This window comes from Hymenobacter mellowenesis (genome assembly GCF_030581005.1).
In the GTDB taxonomy this organism is placed as follows: Bacteria; Bacteroidota; Bacteroidia; order Cytophagales; family Hymenobacteraceae; genus Hymenobacter; species Hymenobacter mellowenesis.
This window is the reverse complement of record NZ_JAUQSX010000007.1, coordinates 310083-325558: the sequence shown is the minus strand read 5'-3', so window position 1 is coordinate 325558 and position 15476 is coordinate 310083. Positions and strand designations below refer to the sequence as shown.

14 protein-coding genes are annotated in these 15476 nt (G+C 60.3%); 4 read left to right on the top strand and 10 right to left on the bottom strand.

Annotation, left to right across the window (positions count from 1 at the left end; translation table 11 throughout):
* Positions 1-201 precede the first annotated feature (201 nt).
* Both Q5H92_RS15470 and Q5H92_RS15465 read left to right on the top strand, forming a co-directional pair.
* Positions 202-1431 (top strand): bifunctional 3,4-dihydroxy-2-butanone-4-phosphate synthase/GTP cyclohydrolase II, encoded by a 1230-nt coding sequence (locus Q5H92_RS15470; protein ID WP_305012445.1) that lies wholly within the window; start codon positions 202-204, stop codon positions 1429-1431.
* An 87-nt stretch (positions 1432-1518) separates the two neighbouring features.
* Positions 1519-2241, top strand: coding sequence for a hypothetical protein (locus Q5H92_RS15465; protein ID WP_305012444.1), 723 nt, complete (start codon positions 1519-1521; stop codon positions 2239-2241).
* A gap of 236 nt (positions 2242-2477) precedes the next feature.
* On the opposite strand, the gene Q5H92_RS15460 is transcribed toward Q5H92_RS15465, so the two are convergent.
* Positions 2478-3800 (bottom strand): competence/damage-inducible protein A, encoded by a 1323-nt coding sequence (locus tag Q5H92_RS15460; RefSeq protein WP_305012443.1) that lies wholly within the window; start codon positions 3798-3800, stop codon positions 2478-2480.
* Between the two features lie 112 nt (positions 3801-3912).
* Here Q5H92_RS15460 and Q5H92_RS15455 point away from each other — a divergent pair, with 112 nt between their 5' ends.
* Positions 3913-4758, top strand: coding sequence for a DUF4197 domain-containing protein (locus Q5H92_RS15455; RefSeq protein WP_305012442.1), 846 nt, complete (start codon positions 3913-3915; stop codon positions 4756-4758).
* Positions 4759-4931: 173 nt separating this feature from the next.
* Here Q5H92_RS15455 and Q5H92_RS15450 read toward each other — a convergent pair whose 3' ends face one another.
* The 3 genes from Q5H92_RS15450 to Q5H92_RS15440 all read right to left on the bottom strand — a co-directional run bounded on the left by Q5H92_RS15450 (position 4932) and on the right by Q5H92_RS15440 (position 7738).
* A complete protein-coding gene (locus Q5H92_RS15450) occupies positions 4932-5360 on the bottom strand; it encodes a hypothetical protein (RefSeq protein WP_305012441.1) in 429 nt (142 codons plus the stop codon).
* A 116-nt stretch (positions 5361-5476) separates the two neighbouring features.
* Positions 5477-6685 (bottom strand): N-acetyl sugar amidotransferase, encoded by a 1209-nt coding sequence (locus Q5H92_RS15445; protein ID WP_305012440.1) that lies wholly within the window; start codon positions 6683-6685, stop codon positions 5477-5479.
* 138 nt (positions 6686-6823) lie between these two features.
* On the bottom strand, positions 6824-7738 hold the full coding sequence (locus Q5H92_RS15440; protein WP_305012439.1) for a carbon-nitrogen hydrolase family protein: 915 nt from the start codon (positions 7736-7738) through the stop codon (positions 6824-6826).
* Positions 7739-8124: 386 nt separating this feature from the next.
* On the opposite strand from Q5H92_RS15440, the gene Q5H92_RS15435 reads away from it, so the two are divergent.
* Positions 8125-10755 (top strand): valine--tRNA ligase, encoded by a 2631-nt coding sequence (locus tag Q5H92_RS15435; protein ID WP_305012438.1) that lies wholly within the window; start codon positions 8125-8127, stop codon positions 10753-10755.
* An 82-nt stretch (positions 10756-10837) separates the two neighbouring features.
* On the opposite strand, the gene Q5H92_RS15430 is transcribed toward Q5H92_RS15435, so the two are convergent.
* From Q5H92_RS15430 to accC, 6 genes are all read right to left on the bottom strand, one after another.
* Complete coding sequence (locus Q5H92_RS15430) at positions 10838-11035, bottom strand: hypothetical protein (protein WP_305012437.1); 198 nt, start codon at positions 11033-11035, stop codon at positions 10838-10840.
* Positions 11036-11175: 140 nt separating this feature from the next.
* Entirely contained in the window at positions 11176-12561 is a 1386-nt protein-coding gene (locus Q5H92_RS15425) for a dihydrolipoamide acetyltransferase family protein (RefSeq protein ID WP_305012436.1), read from the bottom strand.
* A 168-nt stretch (positions 12562-12729) separates the two neighbouring features.
* Complete coding sequence (locus Q5H92_RS15420) at positions 12730-13104, bottom strand: hypothetical protein (protein ID WP_305012435.1); 375 nt, start codon at positions 13102-13104, stop codon at positions 12730-12732.
* Positions 13105-13170: 66 nt separating this feature from the next.
* Positions 13171-13536 (bottom strand): hypothetical protein, encoded by a 366-nt coding sequence (locus tag Q5H92_RS15415; protein ID WP_305012434.1) that lies wholly within the window; start codon positions 13534-13536, stop codon positions 13171-13173.
* A gap of 101 nt (positions 13537-13637) precedes the next feature.
* Positions 13638-14114, bottom strand: a complete 477-nt coding sequence (locus Q5H92_RS15410) for a hypothetical protein (RefSeq protein ID WP_305012433.1) — start codon at positions 14112-14114, stop codon at positions 13638-13640.
* Positions 14115-14126: 12 nt separating this feature from the next.
* Positions 14127-15473 (bottom strand): acetyl-CoA carboxylase biotin carboxylase subunit, encoded by a 1347-nt coding sequence (accC, locus tag Q5H92_RS15405; protein WP_305012432.1) that lies wholly within the window; start codon positions 15471-15473, stop codon positions 14127-14129.
* Between the last annotated feature and the right edge of the window lie 3 nt (positions 15474-15476).

Sequence of the window (15476 nt, the reverse complement as noted above, 5' to 3'; positions counted from 1 at the left end):
GCTGCAGTACGTCATGCTGAGCGCCGCCGAAGCATCTCGCGTGTGGTAGTAATTCAATCGTTGAAAAGGATTAGTGATGCACGCGAGAAGCTTCGGCGGCGCTCAGCATGACGCACTGCCTTAGCCCGTCGTCCTACCGGCGCGGCCCCGTTGGCTAACTTTGCAGGCGCCGCCGTTGTTATGGCCCGAAATACCCATCCCATGCTTGATACCATCGAATCCGCCATCGAAGACATTCGCGCTGGCAAAGTCGTCATCGTTGTCGACGACGAAGACCGTGAGAACGAAGGCGACTTCATTTGCGCCGCCCGCTCGGCCACGCCCGAAGTCATCAATTTTATGGCCACCCACGGGCGCGGCCTCGTGTGTACGCCCCTCACGGAGCAGCGCTGCGAAGAGTTGGGCCTCAACTTGATGGTTGGCCACAACACGGCCCTGCATGCCACTCCGTTCACGGTGTCGGTCGATTTGCTAACGAACGGCGTGACCACCGGTATCTCGGCTTCCGACCGCAGCAAGACCATTCTGGCCCTCATCGACCCCGCCACCAAGCCCGAAGAACTGGGCAAGCCTGGCCACATTTTCCCCCTCAAAGCCCGCAAGGAAGGCGTGCTCCGCCGCGCCGGCCACACCGAAGCGGCTGTGGACCTGGCCCGCCTGGCTGGGTTTGAGCCGGCTGGGGTGCTGGTTGAGATTCTGAAGGAAGACGGCGAAATGGCCCGCCTGCCCGACCTCGAAATCGTGGCCAAAAAATGGGACCTGAAGCTGATTTCGGTGCAGGACCTCATCAAGTACCGCCTTGCCACGGAAAGCCTCATCACCCGCGAAATCTCGGTGAAGATGCCGACCGAACACGGCGATTTCGAGCTATACGCCTTCACCCAAAACTCGAACGGCGCCAAGCACCTGGCCCTGGTGAAGGGCGACATCAGCGGCCCCGAGCCGGTGCTGGTGCGCGTGCACAGCTCCTGCGTGACGGGCGACATCTTCGGCTCGTGCCGCTGCGACTGCGGCCCCCAGCTGCACCAGGCCATGCGCCAGATTGAGCGCGAAGGCCGCGGTGTTATCGTATACATGAACCAGGAGGGCCGCGGTATCGGCCTGCTCAACAAGCTCAAAGCCTACAAGTTGCAGGAGCAGGGCCGCGACACCGTGGAAGCCAACGAGGACCTGGGTTTCAAGGGCGACGAGCGCGACTACGGCGTGGGCGCCAGCATCCTGCGCGACCTCGGCGTGCGCCAGATGCGCCTGCTCACCAATAACCCGCGCAAGCGCACCGGCCTCATCGGCTACGGCCTCGAAATCGTCGAAACCCTGCCCATCGAAATCCATTCCAACCCGCACAACGAGGCCTACCTGACCACCAAGCGCGACAAGATGGGCCACGAAATCATGCGCAAAGTAACCTCGGACGCGCCAGAAGCGGCATAAACTGCCATGCTAGGGTGCTGAGCATCAGAAGAACCGGTAAGTAGCTTATATTTAGGCTGCTTATCGGTTCTTTCTTTTCTGCGCGTCATGAAAGCTTGGCTTATCGGGTGTTGGTTGCTGGCCGCCGGGCCTGCCGTGGCGCAGTTCAACAAAGGAGTGCATTTGCAGTTTCAGTTCAGCCGGGTGGTATTGGCCAGCGGCGATACCTTGGCCGGGCCGCTGGCTGTGCAGTTTTCCACCGATTTGCTGTACCTGGGGCAGCCTGACGGCTCGGTGCGCACCTTTGTGCCGGCCGCCGTAGCCGCTTTCGCCGTGCAGGGGCAAGCGCCCTTGCGCGTGCACAGCGCTAAGAGCGGCATGGCCACTTTCGACCCCACGGTGGTGCGGTTGTTTCGTACCTTGCCGTGGCCATCGGAGAGGCCGGACCGGCGAGCCGAGCCTGCCTTTTTCGAACAGCTTAGCGAGGGACCGGTGCTGTTGCTGCGTCGACAGTCCTACGTGCCCCGCACGGTGGCATTCCCGGCCGAAGGGTCGAACCGTCAGTTCCCGGTTGGGTCTGCCAGGCAACCCGCCCACACACCCGCAGCCTTTCGCACCCTCACCGAACTCAAAGACGAGTTCTACCTGGCGTGGGCCTCTGGCGAAATCCGCCCGCTACACCACGGTAAGAAGGACTTGCTGGCGGCGTTTCCGGCCCACTCCAGTCAGTTGCAAGCCTATGCCAAGGCCCACGGCCTGGGTTACCACTCGGCCGCCGAGCTGCACGACCTGGTGAGTTACGTGAACACACTCGCTGGGGCCGCACAGTAACCGGAAAGTAAACAGTATTTGGGCGGAGGAGGACTGCAGGCGCTGGCCAAGGAATTAGTGTATGCTATCCACTACCTCCAAAACGGTGTCTTTGGCAACGATAAACCTGTGCCCTTTATAACCCATGGCTGACGACACAGAGAATTCGTGATACGAGGATTCAACCATTTTGCGCTGCTTGTTATAGAACACGCATTGATTTGCGCGCAGTAAATGACACCCGCTAATTTGCTGCGCTACACTTGCAACGGCCGCACCTGCTCCTGTGCCAGCTGCTGCCGTAGCAGCGTGAGCAGCGACTGAGCGGCGTATTCCACGTTCAGCGCCCGGCCGCGGTCCAGCACGTACTCGCGGCTGATGGTCTGGTGCGCGTCGGCGTAGGCGAGGCACACGGTGCCCACTTTTTTGGTTTCGGTGGCGCCGCCGGGGCCGGCGATGCCACTGGTGGCCACCGCCACATCCACGCCCAAGCGGCTGCGGGCGCCTTCGGCCATTTCGCGCACGGTGGCTTCGCTCACGGCGCCGTACCGGGCCAGGGTTTCGGTTTTAACCCCCAGCTCTTCCTGCTTGATGTCGTTGTGATAGGCCACGATGGCGCCCCGGAAGTAGCCCGAACTGCCCGGCACGCTGGTGAGGCGCTGGGCTACTAGGCCGCCGGTGCAGCTTTCGGCCGTGCCTACGGTGAGGCCTTTCGCTAATAACAGCTGGCCGATAGCGGCTTCAATGGTCGTTTCCTCCTCGGCAAAAATGTACTCGCCGATGCGCTCGCGCAAGGCCGGCAGCAGGGCCAGCATGCGGCCACGCAGGTCGGGCTGGCCGTCGTCGGTGCCCGTCAGGCGCAGGCGCACGGCCCCGAAGCTGGGCAGGTAGGCCAGCTTGAGATTGGCGGGCAGGGCTTCTTCCCAGTCCTCAATCTGCTTGGCCAGAAACGACTCGCCCAAGCCGGCCGTCATCACCACCACGTGCTCAATAGGCGCGATGTGAAACTGGCTTTGCAGGCGCGGCAGCACGTGGTCGGTCATCAGGCGCTTCATCTCGAAGGGCACGCCGGGCATGCTCACAAACACGGTGCCCCGGTCCTCGAACCACATGCCGGGCGCAGTGCCTACGGCGTTATGCAGCACCTCGCAGTTGGCGGGCACGAGGGCCTGCTGGCGGTTCACGTCGAGCATGGGCCGTTGGAATCGCTTGAAAATTTCCTCCACGTGGCGCAGCGTGGGCTCGTGCATCACCAACTCGGTGCCGAAGTAGCGGGCCAGCACGTGCTTGGTAAGGTCGTCCTTGGTGGGGCCGAGGCCGCCGGTGATGAGGACAACTTGCGCCCGCTGTCGGGCTTGGTCGAGCGCTGCCACAATCTCATCGGCCCGGTCCGATACCGAGGAAATCTGCCGCACACGCAGGCCAATTTTGCCCAGTTCCTGGCCCATAAAGGCCGAATTGGTGTCCACCACTTGCCCGTACAGCAGCTCGTCGCCGATGGTCATGATTTCGACGGCAGGCGGCGCGGCGGGCGTAGCAGGGGCAGCTGTAGCGGCGGAAAGTGGGGTGGAGGCAGGCATGGGTTTGACGAAAAAATAGGTTTGGCCGCAAAATTGTCTTCAATTTGCGCAAGCGACGGTCCAAGGACAGCCATAGGGGCCATCCGGTTTTCCCGCCGCGTCAGTTTATTCCATGTTTACTCGCATCGCCAGTGCCCTGCTGGTAGCCGGCCTGTTGGCCACCGCCGCCCCCGCCCACGCCCAAACTACCGCCGCCAAAACCGCTGCTGCCAAGAAGGCCGCCGCCGCCAAAGCCGCTGCCGCCAAAACGGCCGCTGCCAAAGCCGCCGCCGCCAAAGCTGCTGCCGCGAAAGCCGCGGCAACCAAAGCTGCCGCCACGCCCGCTGTGGTCACGCCCGCCCCCGCGCCGCTCACCGAGGCCCAGGCCAGCGCCGGCATCAAAGACGCCCTCAATAAAGGCATCACCAAAGCCGTACAGTTTGCTTCGGAGCCCGACGGCTTCAACCTGAACGACGACATCCACATCCCGGTGCCGCCTGATTTGGAAATCGTGAAGAGTACCGTGGGCCGCCTGCCGGGCATGACTACCGTCTTTACGCAGTTCGAAACCCAGCTCAACCGGGCCGCCGAAGCCGCCGCGCCCAAAGCCAAGGATATTTTCCTGAACGCGCTTACCAACATCAGCATCACCGATGCTCTGTCGCTGGTAACCAGCAGCTCCACCGACGCGGCCACGCAGTTCCTGCGCAAGTCGACCCAGTCCCAGCTCATTTCGGCTTTCCACCCCGACATCGAAGCCGCCATCGACCAGGTGGGCGCCGGCCGCGCCTACGCCACCATCACCGACAAATACAACAAGATTCCGCTGATGACTCCGGTTAATCTCAGCCTCGCCGATTACACGACTCAGAAGGCAGTAGATGGCCTTTTCATCCTGCTGGCCCAGGAAGAAGCCAAAATTCGCAAAAACCCGGCGGCCCGCACCACTGACATTCTCAAGCAGGTTTTCGGCCGCTAGCATCTGGGTTGTCAGTTGCTGGGTATAATCAAAAAGCCCCACTTGGATTGTCCAGGTGGGGCTTTATATTGCCTTAAAAGTCGTTGGAGTATTTTACCAGCTAAGCGTCGTGTCGAGCGAAGTCGAAACATGACGTTTTCAGCACGTCCATTCTGGCGGCCAACAACGAACAACTAGTAGTCGTCGCTGTCGAAGCTGCTGCCGCGCCGGCTGCCGCGGCCGCTGCTATAGCCTTCGTCGTCTTCGTCGTCGTCGTCGGCAAACTCATCCTCATCGTCGTCGAGGCTGGTGAAGCCGCCGCGGTCGGAGTTTTCGGCCCGTTCAGCTTCCACAAACTCTTCTTCGGTCATGTTGGCCAAGTCCAGCGCCTCGTCGTGCGACGAGCCCGTGTCGGTCCACATCAGGTAATCGGCGTATTTGGCCGAGAGGCGGTCTTCCGTATTGCCGAGGGCAGCAGCGCCGCCTTTCTTGGCGTAAGAGTCCAGGGAATCGTCGTCGTCGAGCAAGTCGTCGTCCAGGTCGTCGTCATCTATCATGGCCGGGGCGGGTAAATTGGTGAGGTGAGAAATAGTGCCAAAGCAGTGGCCGCGAAGATACGTCACGCGCCCTTTTTCGGTTGACTCCAAGCCGGAATTTTGCTGTAAAAATGTAACCTGAAGCGTAGCTAAAGGCCCTTTTTACATAATTATTTCTCCGGCGCCTCAGCACCTTGCCATCCTCAGGTGCCGCAGTTAAAATACTTGTCGTAGGCCGATTCCGGAATCAGGTTGAGCCGGCTCATCAGCTTGATGGGCAGGCGGAGCAGGCGGAGCAGGGCGTAGCTGTTGGGGTAATCGTGAAACGTTTTGGGCGGAGCGGCCACAATCCGGTCAAATTCAGCGCGCGTCAGGCCCAGCCGCTTAATGCACAGGGAAATAACGGCCTCATCTTCAATTGAATTGATGTGGGAAATCCGGTCCATGGCTACTTCCCGGCTCATTTGCCCCGAGCGCACCAGCGCCGAGTAGTTGAAAAGCCGCCGGTCGATGTTGAATTTGACGCGGTTGAGGTAATAAATCAGGCTTTGGTAAAGGTCGTCGGCGTAATGGGCACCGGGGCTTTTCCAGCCCAGCTCGCGCACCAGCAGCTCGTCCACGTCCGTGCGCACATAGTCGAGGTGGTAGAGCAGCGTTACGGTCTTGATGCGGCGCAGGAAAGCGTAGTAAAACATTTCCTTAATGCCGAGATTAAAGCCCGGGTCGGCGGGCTTCCAGGGCCGCAGCGGCACCGTGCCAAACTGCTTGTGCACGGCCCGCAGGTAGCGGCCGTCCAGAAAATTCCAGCTCAGCGGCGCAATGCCTTCGGTGCGAAACGACTGGCCAATAACCAGGTGCTGCACACCTTCCTTGGCCGCCACGCCGTAGAGGGCCGTGGCAATGCCCAGGTCGGTGCCTTCCTCCATGTCGGGCACGGAGGCCTTGAGAAAGGCAATTTTCAGGTCCTTCGACTCGCGCCAGTCCGAGGTAATGGTGCGCAGCTCCACGCCCAAGCGCTGACAGGCGCGCACCATGTTTTCGCCGGCCACGGGGTTGCCGAAGCCGTCGTTGAAATGCACGGCCAGCGGGCGCAGCTTTAGCTGCGTCACGCAATACCACAGGGTGTAGGAGCTGTCGCGGCCGCCGCTCACGCCCAATACGCAGTCGTAGCGCTTGCCCTGGCCGGCGCGCCGCATCTCGTCGGCCAAGCGCTGCACAGTGCGAAGCCCGGCTTCGCCCACGGGAAAAGCCTGTTCCATACGGTCATGCACTTCGCAAAACGAGCAGGTCCCTTCTTCATTGAAGGAAATGCCCGGCACAGTGGTGTCCATCACGCACCGCGTACAGCGCTGATGGTCGTGCGGTGGCGAAGCCGAAACAGCGTCCTCGGCGGGGTATACTTGTGTAAGCAAGGGAAGGAGGATGTAGTGGAAGACTGCTGATAAGTGGGGTGGGTAGCAGCCGCTGGAAGCGATGGGAAGAGGCGGGAATCAAACGGTAGAGGTCAGGAAGACAGCTAGCGAACCAATGCGAAAAGCAATACGCGAAAGCTAAGGCAGTTGGTCAAATTTGTAGCCTTTGCGTTGTAGCATGAGGCCGATGTCGGTGCCGCGTTCGGGGCGGTGGGGGCGGGCCAGGTCGGCCACCACCAGCTCGCCGGCAAATTCATTGAAGGCCCCCTGCGCTTGCACGCCGTGGGCATCGACGGCCAGCGAGCAGCCGACGCTTTTCTTGCCTTCGTAGGGCCCGCCCACGATGTAGCCCACCGACGTCGTGCTAATTACTACTACGTTGTAGAGCTTGGCCAGGATTGAGAACGGCTTCACCCATTTTTCCTGGTACGGGTCGCTTTCTTCCGTGATGGAGTAGTCGACCGTCCAGGATGCCGGGGCAATGATGAACTCGGCGCCCATGCGGGCCAGAGTGTGGCCAATAGATAGGCCGTCGATGTAGTTGTCGGCACACACATTCACCCCGATTTTGCCCAGAGGCGTGTCCACTACATTCAGCGTCTGACCTACTGCGTAAAAGGGTTGTTCGACGGCCAGTAAATTGATTTTATGATACTTGACAATTATCTCGCCCTGTGGGTCGATGAGGATGGCGGCATTGTAGTTGCGGCCGTCGGCGGCGCGTTCCGTCAGGCCGGCGCACACGTACAGGCCGTGTTCGGCCGCGGCACGGCACAGCACGTCGCTGAAAGGCCCCGGAATGGGCTGGGCTTCGTAGAGGGCGCTGGGGTGCGTCCAGGCAAAATCGAGGGTTTCGGGCAGCAGCACTAGGTCGCATTTGCGAGCGGCGGCTTGGGCTATTTGTTCCACGGCGCGGCCCAGGTTGCGGGCGGGCTCGCCGCCCTCTACCAACAGCTGGCCCATTCCCACGCGCAGGGTGCCCACCGGGGCAGGCACTGTCGGTGGCGGCGGGGCGGCAGGAATGGGTTTGCGGAAGGAAAAAAGCGCAGCCATTGGCAAAAACAAGGAAAAGGCGGTCGAAATATTTAGTAAGGTACAACGCTGAGATTAAACTCGGAAGCCTTTTTATGGTCGCTAACCAAAGGTAAGCAGCGGAAACAAGGCCAAGATTAAATAGTCATTAAAAGCAATAATAGCCCCCTTGCATGAAATTCACAAGGTGCATGAAGGCCTTCAGGAGCCGTTTGGTGAACCGTGAAGCGGGCATAATGTTGAGGCAGAGGACGGCATCGTGAATTATAGGTGAAGACAGAAAATGCCTGGGGTGACGATTGAAAGAGAATGGTTTAAGTCGAATTTGAAAAGGAGCCGCGCTGGCAGTTGTCTCGCCCTGCCTGACTAATGCCTATTTTTGTTCTTTCTGCTTCTTTTAATTTCACATGTCCCTCGCCACCACCTACTCGCCCACCGACGTTGAAGCCAAATGGTACCAGCGTTGGCAGGAGCAGGGCTTTTTCAAAGCCAAACCCAACCCCCGCAAGAAGCCTTACACCGTCGTCATCCCGCCGCCAAACGTGACGGGCGTGCTCCACATGGGGCACATGCTGAACAACACCATTCAGGACGTGCTGGTGCGCCGCGCCCGCATGCAGGGCAAGGAAGCCTGCTGGGTGCCCGGTACCGACCACGCCAGCATCGCCACTGAGGCCAAAGTGGTGGCCTTGCTCAAGGAACAGGGCATCAGCAAAACCGACCTCACCCGCGAGCAGTTCCTGGCCCACGCCTTCGAGTGGAAAGACAAGTACGGCGGCATCATTCTGGAGCAGCTCAAGCAGCTCGGCGCCTCGTGCGACTGGGACCGCACGCGCTTCACGATGGAGCCGGATTTGACCGAGGCCGTGCTGCGCGTATTCGTGGACCTCTATAACAAAGGCCTGATTTACCGTGGCGTGCGCATGGTGAACTGGGACCCCGAAGGCCGCACCGCCATTTCCGACGAGGAGGTGATTGCCAAAGATGTGCAGGCCAAAATGTACTACCTGAAATATGCCGTGGTAGGACAGGAAGGCCAGTTTCTGACCGTGGCCACCTCGCGCCCCGAAACCATCATGGCCGACGTGGCCGTGGCCGTGAACCCCAACGACCCGCGCTACGCACACCTGACCGGCGCGAAAGTGCGGATTCCGCTGCTGGGCCGCGAAATTCCGGTGATTTTCGACGAGTACGTATCGATGGATTTCGGTACGGGCGCGCTGAAAGTGACGCCCGCCCACGACCTGAACGACTACGAGCTGGGCGTGAAGCACAACCTGCCCGTTATCGATATTCTGGCCGACAACGGCACGCTCAACGAGAAGGCTGTGCTCTACGTGGGGCAGGACCGGTTTGCCGCGCGCAAGCAGATTGCCAAGGATTTGCAGGAAGCCGGACTGCTCGAAAAAGTGGAGGAGTATGCCAGCATCGTGCAAACGTCGGAGCGCACCAAGGCCGTGATTGAGCCCAAGCTCTCGCTGCAGTGGTTCATGAATATGGAGCAGATGGCTAAGCCGGCGCTCGACGTGGTGGAAAACGACACCGTGAAGCTGCACCCGCCCAAGTTCAAGAACATGTACCGGGCCTGGATGGAGAACGTGCGCGACTGGTGCATCTCGCGTCAGCTCTGGTGGGGCCAGCAGATTCCGGCCTACTACCTGCCCGACGGCACTTTCGTAGTGGCCCTTACCGCCGAGGATGCCCTGCACAAAGCGCGGGAGCAGAGCGGCAACGCCGAGTTGCAAGCCAGCGACCTGCGCCAGGACGAGGACGTGCTCGATACCTGGTTTTCGTCGTGGCTGTGGCCGATTTCGGTGTTCGACGGCTTCAAAGACCCCGACAACGCCGACATCAACTATTTCTACCCCACCAACGACCTGGTGACGGGGCCGGACATCCTCTTCTTCTGGGTGGCCCGCATGATTATGGCCGGCCTGGAATACCGCCAGGAAGTGCCGTTCAAAAACGTGTACCTCACTGGCATTGTGCGCGACGCGCAGGGCCGCAAGATGAGCAAGCAGCTCGGCAACTCGCCCGACCCGCTCGACCTCATCGCCCAGTACGGCGCCGATGGCGTGCGCACCGGCATGCTGTTTTCGGCGCCGGCCGGCAACGACTTGCTCTACGACGTGAAGCTGGTGGAGCAGGGCCGCAACTTCTCCAACAAGCTCTGGAACGCCTTCCGCCTCGTGAAAGGCTGGGAAGCCGACGCGTCGCTGCCCTTCGTGAACGAAAAGGCCGTGACCTGGTTCAACGCCAAGCTGCAGGCCGCCATTGTCGAGATGGACGACCATTTCGAGAAGTTCCGGATGTCAGATGCGTTGATGACTATCTACAAGCTGGTGTGGGACGATTTCTGCGCCCAGTACCTCGAGATGGTGAAGCCCGCCTACCAGCATCCCATCGACGCCGAAACGCTGCGCCACACCACCGCCTACCTCGAAACGCTGCTCAAGCTGCTGCACCCCTTCATGCCCTTCATCACCGAAGAGCTGTGGCACGAGCTGGCCGAGCGCGGCCCCCGCGACTACGTGACCGTGGCCCCCTGGCCCCGCGCCAGTGCCCCCGCCAACGCTGCCGAAACCTTGGCCAATATGGATAAGGCGCTGGCCATCGTGGCCGGCATCCGCGCCGTGCGCAACCAGAAAAACCTCGGCCCCAATAAGCCGCTGACGCTGGTAGCCAAAACCGACGAGCCCGCACTGGTGACCGATTACGAAGGCATCATCCGCAAGCTGGGCAGCATCTCTGAAGTGAGCTTCGCCGAGGCCGGCCCCGCCGCCTCGGTGAGCTTTGTGCTCGGCGGCAGCGAGTTCTTCATCCCGCTTGAAGGCCACATTGATATGGCCGCCGAGCGCGCACGCCTCGAAAAAGAATTGGAGTATGCCCAAGGCTTCCGCGACTCGGTGCAGAAGAAGCTGGGCAACGAGAAATTTGCCCAGAACGCCAAACCCGAAGTGTTGGAAAAGGAACGCCAGAAGCTGGCCGATGCCGAAGCTAAAATTGCGGCGCTGGAGCAGGCGCTGAAAGGGTTGTAAGTCCAATCCAGTTTGACGCAAAAAAAGCCGCTTCCTGTATTAGGAGACGGCTTTTTGCTTTCAGTTGTATCAGCGTCTTATGTTACTGTGGAATTCCGCCCGGCTGCTTTTTCTGGAGCGGAGCCAGCTGATTTTGCAATTGGAAAGTGACCTTCTGACAATCCGTGAAGCGTTGTTCCGATACTTTCAACGCCTTCTCAGTGGCATCGAGCTGCTGATACAAGTAGCCGATGAGGCCCAGCGCCAGCACCAATGCCCCGAGGTAAATAATATTTTTCATGAGTTGCGAGAGAATGAAAAAGAACGTCATGCTGAGCGAAGTCGAAGCATCTCTACCACGCAAGTAATTATTTACTTCCCCGGTAGAGATGCTTCGACTTCGCTCAGCATGACGTTCTACTATTGTTCAAATTGCCGGCTTTAAATCGCCGTGTTGGGGTCGAACTGCTCCAGGTAGTCGGCCACTTTGCGCACGAACATGCCACCGAGCGAACCGTCGACCACGCGGTGGTCGTAGCTGTGGCTCAAGAACATGAAGTGGCGGATGCCGATGAGGTCGCCCTGCGGCGTTTCAATCACAGCCGGCTTCTTCTTGATGGCGCCCACGGCCATGATGGCCACCTGCGGCTGCATGATGATGGGCGTGCCCATCACGTTGCCGAACGAGCCCACGTTGCTCAGCGTGTAGGTGCCGCCTTCGAGGTCGGCAGGCGTGAGCTTATTGATGCGGGCGCGGTTGGCCAGGTCGTTCACCTTCTTAGTCAGGCCGTTGAGGTTAAGCTGGTCGGCGTTGTGAATGACGGGCACAATGAGGTTACCCGAAGGCAGGGCCACGGCGATGCCGATGTTGATGTCGCGTTTCTTGATGATGTAGTCGCCGTCAATCGACACGTTTATCATCGGGAAATCCTGAATGGCGCGGGCCACGGCCTGCACGAAGATGGGCGTGAAGGTGAGGTTTTCACCCTCGCGCTTCTTGTAGGCGTCCTTGTGCTTGTTGCGCCAGTTCACGATGTCCGTCACGTCGGCTTCCACGAAGCTGGTGACGTGCGGCGAAATGCGCTTCGAGTCCACCATGCGCTGCGCAATCATCTTGCGCATGCGGTCCATCTCAATCAGCTCCTGGCCGCCGCTCACGCTGGGGGCGGGCTTGGTGCTGGCTACGGATGCAGCCGGGGCTGCTACAGACGCGGCCTGCGGCTGCGGTGCGGGCACGGCAGCCGGCGCCGGGGTTGCGGCCGGCGCGGCAGTTGCGGCGGCTGGCGCAGCCGTGAACGACGGTTTGCCCGCAGCCACGTAGTCGAGAATGTCCTTCTTCGTCACGCGGCCTTCTTTGCCAGTACCGGGCAAGTATTCGAGGTCACTCATGCTCACGCCTTCTTCGCGGGCGATGCTCAGCACCAGCGGCGAGAGGAACCGGCCGGGCTGGTGCTCGGCGCCGGCTGCTGGCGCAGCTGCAGGAGCAGTGGCTTCGGGCACGTAGGGCACGGCGCTGCCGTTGCTGGAAGGAGCGGGGGCGGCTTGCGGTGCTGGTGCCGCCGGAGCCGTAGCGCCCACGCTGGCCGCATCGGTTTCCACGATAGCAATGGGCGCGCCCACGGCCACGACCTGGCCTTCCTGCACCAGAATTTCCGTGAGCACGCCGGCGTAGATAGCCGGCACTTCGGTGTCAACTTTATCGGTGGCTACTTCCAGCACTGATTCATCCTGCTCAATGGGGTCGCCAACTTGCTTGAGCCATTTCAGGACGGTGCCTTCCATGATGCTTTCGCCCATCTTGGGCATCGTCATTTCCACTCGTGCCATAGGTAAGGAGGGGTATTTGGGGGTAATGAGGGTGGGGTGGGAGTTTGGTGCCGCAAAGGTAGCCCAAAAGCCGAACGCCCCCGGCGCATTCGGCGGCAGGGGCGTTTTTTATAATTTAAAACCAACGGTAGCGCCGGTTGTGCTGAAAACAGGTGGCAGCTTTGCGACTTATTTCAAAGCGCGGAAATATTTTATTTTGAGCCGTTTTCGGACATCGGCCGGCAGCGGCCAGCCCTGCTCGTACTGTTGCACCACGCCGGCCTCCCGGCTCTCACTGTAGCGCCTCAGGTTGCGCACCGCCAGCACCGACGACACCAAGGCATTGAGCGTGAGTAGGCCCGCTACAGCGCCTTGCCCGCGGGAAACGGCGAATGCCGTGCCGGCCAACCCCGCAAATCCGTACCCGGCCTCGCTCAGCGCATTGCCCCGGCGCTGGCGGAATAAGTTGTGCACGGCATAGGCCGAATCGCGCACCGGCCCGGGGCTCTGGGCGCGCAAGGTGGCAGGTAGCAGCAGCAGAAAGGGCAAAATCCGGAGTGCCATGAAAGGTGGAAAAGTGACGCAACCGACATGAAGAGCGTGTGTTCTCTCGCGAAGTTGCAGCGCTCCCTACTCTTCCACCGTAATTTCTGGCAGTCCTTCTTCCGTCAAATCACCGCCCGTAGCCGCCGCGTTGTTCTTAAACTTCGAGAAGCAGATGCTACGGTTCGAGGCGTAGCGGTTGGTGGGGTCGTTGATGACGACGACGTGCGGAAACGTGCCAAACTCCTTGCCCTCGTAGAGCAGCGTTTGCTTGATGCCCAAGTCGGGCTTGTTCACTACGTCCACGTAAATGCGGCGGCCCACGCCCTGCGGCCCCGGCTTGGCAAAGAGCACCGTGGTTTCGATGCTGCCGTTGCAGGCCGGCGAGCAGGCCGGGATGGCAAGGCAGGCAAATGGCAAGGCCAGCAGGAATTTGTTAACGTGACGCATCATGTGCCGAAGGTAAACAGATAAAACACAGCCCCGGCCGGAGCGCACCCGTGCCAACGAATGCCGCCCGGCCGGGGCCGTGAAGGAAGTGGATGCGGCAGAAATTAAGGGTTGACCCGACTGCCAATTGCGGGCAATTCCGCCTGATTGTAATATTCCTGCCGATGGCCGGTATCGCAGGAGGTTATCAGCAGTGCCAGCCACACCACGAAACCGAGGTTTCTGAAGTGCCGCATTTGCCAGGCGCGCAACGCCCCCGGCTCCGTGATTTGCTTGAGCAGCAGCCATCCCAACAGCGGCGCAAGCAGCGTGAGTAAAAAGGGCCAGTCCTCGCCCTTGTATTCTAACTGCCAGCTTTCCGGATGTAAGTTGTCATTCATACTCACCCAGGCATCGTTGTGAGAATAGCCGCTCACAACGGGGTTGTGCAAAACCGACAATTGAGTGAGCGAAACCAAGGCAGTTAGCAACACCCAAATAAGGGGAGCAATCGACAACTGGACGCCTCCCAATTCCCGATTACTATACAGCCATATCCCATATCCCAGAAGGGCCAACAGACCAAATGCCCACTCAGCCATTAGTCTGACCGATTATATTGTCGAGAAATCGAACGACTGCTCAATGAACGCCGTCGTGAAATTCCCCGCCTTGAAATCCTCGTTGTCCATCAGCGCGAGGTGGAAGGGGATGGTCGTTTTCACGCCTTCCACCACGAACTCGCTCAGGGCGCGCTTCATTTTCACGATGCACTCCTCGCGGGTCTGGGCCACGGTGATGAGCTTGGCAATCATCGAATCGTAGTTCGGCGGAATCTGGTAGCCGGCATACACGTGCGTATCCACGCGCACGCCGTGGCCGCCGGGGATGTGCAGCGTGGTGATGCGGCCCGGCGCCGGCCGGAAGCCGTTGCGCGGGTCCTCGGCGTTGATGCGGCACTCCATGGCGTGCATCTTGGGGTAGTAGTTTTTGCCCGAAATCGGGATGCCCGCCGCCACCTTGATTTGCTCCTTGATGAGGTCGTAGTTGATGATTTCCTCCGTTACCGGGTGCTCTACCTGGATGCGGGTGTTCATCTCCATGAAGTAGAAATCCCGGTTGGCATCCACCAGAAACTCAATCGTGCCCACGCCCTCGTAGCCAATGGCCGCCGCGCCCGCAATGGCCGCCTTGCCCATTTTCTCGCGCAGCGCGTCGGTCATAAACGGCGAGGGCGCTTCCTCCACCAGCTTCTGGTGGCGGCGCTGGATGCTGCAGTCGCGCTCCGACAAATGCGCGACGTGCCCGAACTGGTCGCCCACAATCTGCACCTCAATGTGGCGCGGCTGCACCACGTATTTCTCCAGGTACATGCCATCGTTGCCGAACGCCGCCTTGGATTCCGTGCGCGCGTCGTCCCAGGCTTTCTGGAACTCGTCGTCGCCATGAATAATCCGCATGCCGCGCCCGCCGCCGCCGGCCGTGGCCTTGATGATGACGGGGTATTTAATCTTGTTGGCAATTTTTTTGCCCTGCTCCACCGATTCGAGCAGGCCCTGCGAGCCCGGCACCACCGGCACGCCGGCCTTAATCATGGTCGCCTTGGCCGTGGCCTTGTCGCCCATCTGGTTAATCATCTCGGGCGAAGCGCCGATAAACTTGATGCCATTCTCGGCGCAGATGCGCGAGAATTCCGCGTTTTCGCTCAGGAAGCCGTAGCCGGGGTGAATGGCGTCGGCGTTGGTGATTTCGCAGGCCGCAATCAGGTTGGGCATGCTCAGGTAGCTGTCCTTCGAGGCGGGGGGACCGATGCACACGGCCTCGTCGGCAAATTTCACGTGCAGGCTTTCCCGGTCGGCGGTCGAGTACACGGCCACCGTTTTGATGCCCATTTCCTTGCAGGTACGGATGATGCGCAGCGCAATTTCGCCCCGGTTGGCGATGAGTATTTTCTTGAACATGTG

Excerpts from the sequence above, each read along its gene's own strand:
- Q5H92_RS15470 (WP_305012445.1), top strand. The coding sequence starts at position 202 with ATGCTTGATACCATCGAATCCGCCATCGAAGACATTCGCGCTGGCAAA.
- Q5H92_RS15465 (WP_305012444.1), top strand. The coding sequence starts at position 1,519 with ATGAAAGCTTGGCTTATCGGGTGTTGGTTGCTGGCCGCCGGGCCTGCC.
- Q5H92_RS15460 (WP_305012443.1), bottom strand. The coding sequence starts at position 3,800 with ATGCCTGCCTCCACCCCACTTTCCGCCGCTACAGCTGCCCCTGCTACG.
- Q5H92_RS15455 (WP_305012442.1), top strand. The coding sequence starts at position 3,913 with ATGTTTACTCGCATCGCCAGTGCCCTGCTGGTAGCCGGCCTGTTGGCC.
- Q5H92_RS15440 (WP_305012439.1), bottom strand. The coding sequence starts at position 7,738 with ATGGCTGCGCTTTTTTCCTTCCGCAAACCCATTCCTGCCGCCCCGCCG.
- Q5H92_RS15435 (WP_305012438.1), top strand. The coding sequence starts at position 8,125 with ATGTCCCTCGCCACCACCTACTCGCCCACCGACGTTGAAGCCAAATGG.
- Q5H92_RS15430 (WP_305012437.1), bottom strand. The coding sequence starts at position 11,035 with ATGAAAAATATTATTTACCTCGGGGCATTGGTGCTGGCGCTGGGCCTC.
- Q5H92_RS15425 (WP_305012436.1), bottom strand. The coding sequence starts at position 12,561 with ATGGCACGAGTGGAAATGACGATGCCCAAGATGGGCGAAAGCATCATG.
- Q5H92_RS15420 (WP_305012435.1), bottom strand. The coding sequence starts at position 13,104 with ATGGCACTCCGGATTTTGCCCTTTCTGCTGCTGCTACCTGCCACCTTG.
- Q5H92_RS15415 (WP_305012434.1), bottom strand. The coding sequence starts at position 13,536 with ATGATGCGTCACGTTAACAAATTCCTGCTGGCCTTGCCATTTGCCTGC.
- Q5H92_RS15410 (WP_305012433.1), bottom strand. The coding sequence starts at position 14,114 with ATGGCTGAGTGGGCATTTGGTCTGTTGGCCCTTCTGGGATATGGGATA.
- accC (WP_305012432.1), bottom strand. The coding sequence starts at position 15,473 with ATGTTCAAGAAAATACTCATCGCCAACCGGGGCGAAATTGCGCTGCGC.